The sequence below is a fragment of the Streptomyces sp. SID14436 genome, from assembly GCF_010548465.1.
In the GTDB taxonomy this organism is placed as follows: domain Bacteria; phylum Actinomycetota; class Actinomycetes; order Streptomycetales; family Streptomycetaceae; genus Streptomyces.
The window spans coordinates 1-6,924 of the sequence record NZ_JAAGMD010000372.1 but is presented as its reverse complement, the minus strand read 5'-3'; the positions used below and the strand labels follow the sequence as shown (position 1 = coordinate 6,924).

7 protein-coding genes are annotated in these 6,924 nt (G+C 74.0%); 4 read left to right on the top strand and 3 right to left on the bottom strand.

What is annotated here, in order from left to right; genetic code table 11:
* Positions 1-1,295: penicillin acylase family protein (locus tag G3I53_RS13165; protein ID WP_164438365.1), on the bottom strand; the 1,295-nt coding region annotated here is incomplete at its 3' end.
* Positions 1,296-1,372: 77 nt separating this feature from the next.
* Here G3I53_RS13165 and G3I53_RS13160 point away from each other — a divergent pair.
* Together G3I53_RS13160 and G3I53_RS13155 are read left to right on the top strand one after the other, a co-directional pair.
* Positions 1,373-2,095: a siderophore-interacting protein gene (locus G3I53_RS13160; RefSeq protein WP_164332574.1), complete on the top strand. Its 723-nt coding sequence runs from the start codon at positions 1,373-1,375 to the stop codon at positions 2,093-2,095.
* A gap of 300 nt (positions 2,096-2,395) precedes the next feature.
* Positions 2,396-3,025: an HhH-GPD-type base excision DNA repair protein gene (locus tag G3I53_RS13155; protein ID WP_164333554.1), complete on the top strand. Its 630-nt coding sequence runs from the start codon at positions 2,396-2,398 to the stop codon at positions 3,023-3,025.
* Positions 3,026-3,060: 35 nt separating this feature from the next.
* On the opposite strand, the gene G3I53_RS13150 is transcribed toward G3I53_RS13155, so the two are convergent.
* The gene (locus G3I53_RS13150; protein WP_164333555.1) at positions 3,061-4,737 is read right to left on the bottom strand and encodes a helicase HerA-like domain-containing protein; all 1,677 of its coding nucleotides are present in this window, start codon (positions 4,735-4,737) and stop codon (positions 3,061-3,063) included.
* A gap of 104 nt (positions 4,738-4,841) precedes the next feature.
* Between G3I53_RS13150 and G3I53_RS13145 the strand changes: the two genes are divergently transcribed.
* Both G3I53_RS13145 and G3I53_RS13140 read left to right on the top strand, forming a co-directional pair.
* Entirely contained in the window at positions 4,842-5,138 is a 297-nt protein-coding gene (locus G3I53_RS13145; protein ID WP_004943146.1) for a type II toxin-antitoxin system VapB family antitoxin, read from the top strand.
* A 165-nt stretch (positions 5,139-5,303) separates the two neighbouring features.
* The gene (locus tag G3I53_RS13140) at positions 5,304-5,912 is read left to right on the top strand and encodes a LytR C-terminal domain-containing protein (protein WP_164333557.1); all 609 of its coding nucleotides are present in this window, start codon (positions 5,304-5,306) and stop codon (positions 5,910-5,912) included.
* Between the two features lie 108 nt (positions 5,913-6,020).
* Here G3I53_RS13140 and upp read toward each other — a convergent pair whose 3' ends face one another.
* Positions 6,021-6,656: a uracil phosphoribosyltransferase gene (upp, locus tag G3I53_RS13135; RefSeq protein ID WP_164333556.1), complete on the bottom strand. Its 636-nt coding sequence runs from the start codon at positions 6,654-6,656 to the stop codon at positions 6,021-6,023.
* Positions 6,657-6,924: the final 268 nt, after the last annotated feature.

The following is a 6,924-nucleotide window of genomic DNA, read 5'->3' as shown; positions in this document are numbered from 1 at the left end:
CCGCGCTGGTTGGCCATCACGGCGACGCCGTCGGTGAGTCCGGCGCGCGGCGGCTCGTGCCATCCCTGCCACGCGTACCCGGGTTCCCAGGCGGGCACCGGCCCGAGCCGGTTGGCCGCGGCCCGCACCGGGACCCGGCCGGCCACCCGGTGCAGGGTGCCGCCCTCGGTGTCGGCGGCCTGCAGCACGTTGACCGGCTCGGCCCACCGGTCGGCGGCCCGGTCCACATCGGCGACCCGGCGGGCCCGCAGCAGGGGCAGCAGCGCGGAGAAGCCCAGGTCGCCGGTGACCCGGGGCGGGTGGCGCAGGGCGAGGGCGACCGGGGGCGTGCCGGAGGCGGTGCCGCCGTCCTCCAGACCCTCGGGGCCGCCGATGACGACGGGGCCGCGGTCGGTCTCGATCACCTCGACGGTCACCGGTTCCCCGCCCGCCACCTCGACGGACTCGGTGTGCCGGACCGCCCGGTGCCAGGCCCCGTCCGGGCCGAGCGCCTCGACGCCCGCGCCGGTGCGCCGCAGCCGCTCGCGGTAGAGGTCCTGGTAGTCGGCCATGGCGTTGGTGATGGCCCAGGCGACGGTGCCGGTGTGGCCGAAGTGGGCGATGCCGGGGACGCCGGGCACGGCGAGGCCGACGACGTCGAACTCCGGGCAGGACAGGTGGATCTGCTGGTAGACGCCGGGGTCCTCGATGAAGCGGTGCGGGTCGCCGGCGATGACCGCCTGCCCGGTGACGGTGCGGTCCCCGGAGACGAGCCAGCCGTTGCTGCCGGAGGTGCCGGGGCCGTCGGCGGCGAACAGGCCGACGGCGTCCGGGCCGAGGTGTTCGGCGACGTGCGCGCGCCACAGCTTGGCGGGGAAACCGGCGAACAGGATGTGGGTGGCGAGCCAGATGCCGAGCGGGGTCCACGGCTCCCAGCGGCCGGGGGCGAGTCCCACGCGGGCAAACTCGGGGGCGGCGCCGTCCCGTCCGGTGTCCTCCGGGGCGGCCAGGCCCTCGTTGACGCCGTCCACGTAGGCGCGCACCCAGTCCGCCGTCTCCGGGTCCTGCCGTTCCAAGGCGGTGAAGCAGCGCCGGGCCGTGTCGGCCAGCCGGGCCCTGCGGGCCAGCCGGTCCCAGGGCAGCGCCTCCGGGCCGAGGAAGGACGCCGAGGTGCCCTGCGCCCGGTGCCGCTCGACCTCCAGTTGCCAGGCCCGGTCGCGGGCGGTCACGCGGCCCTGCAGACGGGCGAGTTGCCGCACGTCGTCGGCGCGCAGGTGCGGGATGCCCCAGGCGTCTCGAAAGATCTCGCCGGCCACTGTGCCCCTCATTCCCTTTAGGTTAGGCTCCCCTAAGTAAGCCGTGACGGGGATCGTACGCGAAGGGTGAGGGCCGGATGGGGCAGGGGCGGGGCTGGGAGGGCGCGGTCCTCAGACTGCTGCGCGCGAAGGACTTCACGTTCACCGTGACGGGCGCGGAGGACGTCACCGACGACTACCGGCGGCTGCGGTTCACGGACGGCGGGATGCTGGCCGCGGCCGGTGTGCACCCGACGATGTGGGCGCGGCTGTGGTTCGACAACGCGGGCAAGCCGCACCAGCGGGCGTACACCCTGGTCGACCCCGACCCCGAATCGGGCACCTTCGCCCTGGAGTTCGCGCTGCACGAGGGGTGCGCCAGCGACTGGGCGCGGGCGGCGAAGCCCGGCGACACCATCGAGGCGACCCTCCAGGGCACCGGGTTCGAGCACCCCGCACCCGCCCCCTCGCACGTCCTCGCGGTCGGCGACCCGGCCTCGCTGCCGGCCATCAACTCCCTGCTGGGCGCCCTAGGTTCGGCACCCGCCACCATCTGGTTCGAGGGCAGCCGGGACGGCCTGCCCTCGGCGGCCGACCCGGAGCGGCACGAGGTGCGGGAGGTCCCGCGCCGCGACGCGGGCGCCCACCTGGTCGAGCGGGTCCGGGCGGAACTGCCACAGCTGCTGCGGGCCACACCCAACCCGTACCTGTGGATCGCCTGCGACACGGCGACCACCCGGGCGCTGACCGCCTTCGCCCGCAAGGAGCTGGGGGTACCCAAGCAGCGGATGCAGGCCCTGGGGTACTGGCGCGCCACCTGACCCCGGGCGGCCGACGGAAGCGCACGACGGCCGGCGGTGCACGCCCTGCCCCCGCGTGCCACCACGCGGAGGACGCCCGCGCCCTCCCCGCCGGACACGCCCCGCACCCGTACGCACCGGACCGGCATCCGCACGCACCGCACCCGTACGCCCCCCGGGTCCGTACCGGGCCCCGGCGCGCGGCCCGGACGTCACCGGCACGCGGCCCGGACGTCACCGGCACGCGGCCCGGACGTCACCGGCGCACGGCCCGGACGTCACCGGCGCGCGAGCCGGGCGGGGACGCGCGATCATCGGGGCATGGACGTCACACTGCACCTCGCCCAGGACCCGGAGGCCGACGCGCTGCTCGGCCGCAGCCCGCTCGCCGCGCTGATCGGGATGCTGCTCGACCAGCAGGTCCCGATGGAGTGGGCGTTCAAGGGCCCGGCGACGATCGCCCGACGGCTCGGGTCGGACGACCTGGACGCGCACGAGATCGCCGCCCACGATCCCGAGGCGTTCGCCGCCCTGCTCTCCGAGAAGCCGGCCGTGCACCGCTACCCGGGCTCCATGGCGGGCCGCATCCAGCAGCTGTGCCAGTACCTGGTCGAGCACTACGACGGTGACGCCGAGGCCGTCTGGCGCGGTGTCGACACGGGAGCGGAGCTGCTGAAGCGGCTGCAGGAGCTGCCCGGGTTCGGCAAGCAGAAGGCCCAGATCTTCCTCGCCCTGCTGGGCAAGCAGCTCGGCGTGCGCCCCGCCGGCTGGCGGGAGGCCGCGGGCTCCTACGGCGAGGAGAAGTCCTTCCGCTCGGTCGCCGACATCACCGGCCCCGAGTCGCTGGCCAAGGTCCGGGCGCACAAGCAGGAGATGAAGGCCGCCGCCAAGGCGGCCAAGGCCGCGAAGTCGCCGAAGGCACCGAAGTCCGCCGGGGGCGGCGGCGCATAGCCGCCCGGGAGGGCGCCGGGGCCGTGCGGGTGCCGTCACCGCCTCCGCCGGCGGGCCGTGCCGAAGAGCGAGCGGCTGATCTCCCGCCCGATCTGGGTGCCCATGGACCGCGCCAGGGACCGGAACACCCCGCTGCCGGTGACCTGCTCCACCACCGACGGCTTCCCCTCCTCCGCGCGGGACCGGCGGGACCTGCCGCCCTCCGGCCTCCCGCCCTCCGCCGCTTCCCGGACTTCCCTGGTCTTCCCGGACGACCGCTCCCGCGTGTCCTCCCCCGCCGCCCGCCTCTCGTCGGGCCCCTTGGCGCCTGTGGGACGTCCGGCGAGACGTTCGTACGCCGACTCACGGTCCACAGCCTGTGCATAACGTGCGTGCAGGGCCGACGCCCGGACCCGGCGCTCCAGCTCCGCCTCCTCGACCGGGCCCATCCGGGACTCCGGTGCCCGCAGCCGCGTGGCCGCGACCGGCGTCGGGGCGCCCTTCTCGCTGAGGACGGTCACCACGGCCTCCCCGGTGCCGAGGCCGGTGAGCAGTTCCTCCAGGTCGTAGTCGGAGTCGGGGAAGGTGCGCACCGTCGCCTTGAGGGCCTTCTGGTCGTCCGGGGTGAAGGCCCGCAGTGCGTGCTGGACGCGGTTGCCGAGCTGGGCGAGGACGTCCCCGGGCACGTCCTTCGGGGTCTGCGTCACGAAGAACACGCCGACCCCCTTCGAGCGGATCAGGCGGACGGTGCGGGTGAGGGCGTCCAGGAACGCCTCGGAGGCGTCGTCGAACAGCAGGTGCGCCTCGTCGAGGAAGAAGACCAGCTTGGGCCGGTCGATGTCACCGACCTCCGGCAGGTCGTGGAAGAGGTCGGCCAGCAGCCACATCAGGAACGTCGAGAACAGCCGCGGCCGTTCCTGCACGGCGGGCAGCTCCAGCACGGAGACGACACCGCGCCCGTCCTCGGCGGTGCGCAGGAACTCGGCCGTGTCGAACTCCGGCTCCCCGAAGAAGTCGCCGGCCCCCTGCGCCTCGAAGGCGGTGAGGGACCGCAGGATCACCCCGGCGGTGGCCGTGGACAGGCCGCCGATGGACTTCAGCTCCTGCTTGCCCTCGTCCGAGGTCAGGAAGGTCACCACCGCCCTCAGGTCCTTGAGGTCGACCAGCTCCAGCCCCTTGGAGTCGGCGTAGTGGAAGATCAGCCCGAGCGACTGCTCCTGCGTCGGGTTGAGCTCCAGCACCTTCGCCAGCAGCAGCGGACCGAAGCTGGTGACCGTCGCCCGCAGCGGGATGCCGTGCCCGATGCCCCCGAGGGCGTAGAACTCGGCCGGGAAACCCGTCGCCGTCCACTCCTGGTGCACGTCACGGGCGCGCTCCTCGATCCGCGGGCCGGGCTCGCCGGGCGCGCAGATCCCGGACAGGTCGCCCTTCATGTCGGCGAGGAACACCGGCACGCCCTGCGCGGACAGCTGTTCGGTGATCAGCTGCAGCGTCTTGGTCTTGCCGGTGCCCGTGGCGCCCGCGACCAGGCCGTGCCGGTTGAGCATCGACAGGGGCACCCTGATGCCGGCGTCGGCGTGGCACTCGCCGTCCCACAGCAGGGCGCCCAGGTCGAGCGCGGGGCCGGTGAAGGCGTAACCGGCGGCGATCCGCAGCGCAGGCCCCGGCAGGGCGGGGGCGCTGCCGGGGGCCTCGGGGGTGACGGCCGGCCGCGCCGTCTCACGCTCACCCATAACGGACCTCTCTTCCGGTACGCCCTGCTTTCGGATGTCATTTCCAGCGTGGCACTGCGGCGCCATGGCTGCGCCGGGAAGCTCTTGACCGGTAGGCTTTCCGTGTGATCTTCAAGCGCATCGGAAACGGCCGGCCGTACCCCGACCACGGCCGGGAAAGCACCCGGCAGTGGGCGGACGTGGCGCCGCGCCCGGTCCGCCTCGATCAGCTCGTGACGACCAAGCAGCAACTCGACCTCGAGACCCTGCTCGCCGAGGACTCGACGTTCTACGGCGACCTCTTCGCGCACGTCGTGAAGTGGCAGGGCGACCTGTACCTGGAGGACGGCCTGCACCGCGCCGTCCGCGCGGCCCTGCAGCAGCGCCAGGTCCTGCACGCCCGCGTCCTCGAGCTGGACTGACCGTCCTCGAGCCGGCCGGAACACCTCGCACCCCACCACCCCGAAAGCGGTTTGGCCCTTTCGGGTTCTTTCGCATGCTCATGCCCGCAGTCGAATGATCATCTGGTAGGCATTGCCGCCGGAGCGCACTACGCTGCGCCCATGAGCATGCTGACTCCTCCGGGCATGGGCGGCCAGTACCGGATCAGGGGTGACAAGTACCCGCGGATGCGCAGGCCCCGGCGCCGCGGCAGGCTCGTCGTCCTGGGCACCGCCTCCGTCGCCGTCCTCGGGGTGGCGGGCTGGGGCACCCTGCAGCTCATCGACGTCTTCACCGGCGGCGGCAACCCCGCCTCCGCGGTCGGCACCAAGGCGGCGTGCGCCCCGAAGGCGAGCCCCTCACCGAGCCCCAGGGCGCTCCCCGCGCCCAGCGGGATCACGGTCAACGTCCTCAACGCCACCACCCGCAGCGGGCTGGCGAAGAAGACCGCCGACGAGCTGAAGAAGCGCGGCTTCAAGATCGGCGAGGTCGGCAACGCGACCAAGGAGTACGACAAGAAGGTCAAGGGCACCGGTGTGCTGCTCGGCCCCGCCGCCGCCCTCAACACCTCGCTGCCGGTGCTCGGCACGCAGCTCGCCGGGGCCCAGCCCCGCACCGACGCGGCCCGCAAGGGCACCGAGGTCGACCTCATCATCGGCGACGGCTTCACCCGGCTGACGGAGCGTGCGGCCGCCGACCGGGCCCTGACCGCGCTGAACAAGCCCGAGCCGGCCCCCACCGGGAAGAAGTGCTGACCCCGGCAGACACCGGATGGGAAGTGCCGGCCCCGGCAGGCAGATGGAGGTGCCGGCCCCGGCGGGCACCGCGTGGAAGCGCCGGCCCCGGCACCGGGTGACGGACCGTTACTCGGCCGCCCCGTACATGCGGTCGCCCGCGTCCCCGAGGCCCGGCACGATGTAGCCGTGCTCGTTGAGCCGCTCGTCGACCGAGGCGGTCACCACCGTCACCGGCGTGCCGGCCAGCTCGCGCTCCATGACCTCCACGCCCTCCGGCGCGGCCAGCAGCACCACGGCGGTCACGTCGTCGGCGCCCCGCTCGATCAGCTCCCGGATCGCCGCCACCAGCGTGCCGCCGGTCGCCAGCATCGGGTCCAGCACGTACACCTGACGGCCGGAGAGGTCCTCCGGCATCCGGGTGGCGTACGTGGACGCCTGGAGCGTCTCCTCGTTGCGGATCATGCCGAGGAAGCCCACCTCCGCGGTCGGCAGCAGCCGGACCATGCCGTCCAGCATGCCCAGGCCGGCCCGCAGGATCGGCACCACCAGCGGGCGCGGGTGGGACAGCTTGACGCCCGTGGTCCGCTCGACCGGCGTCTGGATGTCGACCTGCTCGGTGCGCACGTCACGCGTGGCCTCGTAGGCGAGCAGGGTGACCAGCTCGTCGGCGAGACGGCGGAAGGTCGCGGAGTCGGTGCGCCGGTCGCGCAGCGTGGTGAGCTTGTGGGCGACCAGCGGATGGTCGACGACGTGGAGACGCATGCCCCCACACTAACCGGGCGCGGAGGGCCCGGTGTCCCTCCGCAGGGCAAGCCACCTGCGGCATCACCACCCGATCACTGGCGTCAAACCGCCCGTCCGGGGGAAGGTGGGAGGGACGGACTGGGGTGGTGAACGATGCCGGAGCAGGATGCCCGACGTGATCCGTCGGGGCCCGCGGCCCGCGGCGGAGCCGACGGAACGGCGCCGCGCACCGACCCGCGCACCGCCGCGGAGCGGGCCGCCGAGACGGAGGCGGAGCGGCGCAGGC

What these genes read in the sequence shown, in the direction of transcription:
- G3I53_RS13160 (WP_164332574.1), top strand. Translation starts at nt 1,373, where the DNA reads ATGGGGCAGGGGCGGGGCTGGGAGGGCGCGGTCCTCAGACTGCTGCGC.
- G3I53_RS13155 (WP_164333554.1), top strand. Translation starts at nt 2,396, where the DNA reads ATGGACGTCACACTGCACCTCGCCCAGGACCCGGAGGCCGACGCGCTG.
- G3I53_RS13150 (WP_164333555.1), bottom strand. Translation starts at nt 4,737, where the DNA reads ATGGGTGAGCGTGAGACGGCGCGGCCGGCCGTCACCCCCGAGGCCCCC.
- G3I53_RS13140 (WP_164333557.1), top strand. Translation starts at nt 5,304, where the DNA reads ATGGGCGGCCAGTACCGGATCAGGGGTGACAAGTACCCGCGGATGCGC.
- upp (WP_164333556.1), bottom strand. Translation starts at nt 6,656, where the DNA reads ATGCGTCTCCACGTCGTCGACCATCCGCTGGTCGCCCACAAGCTCACC.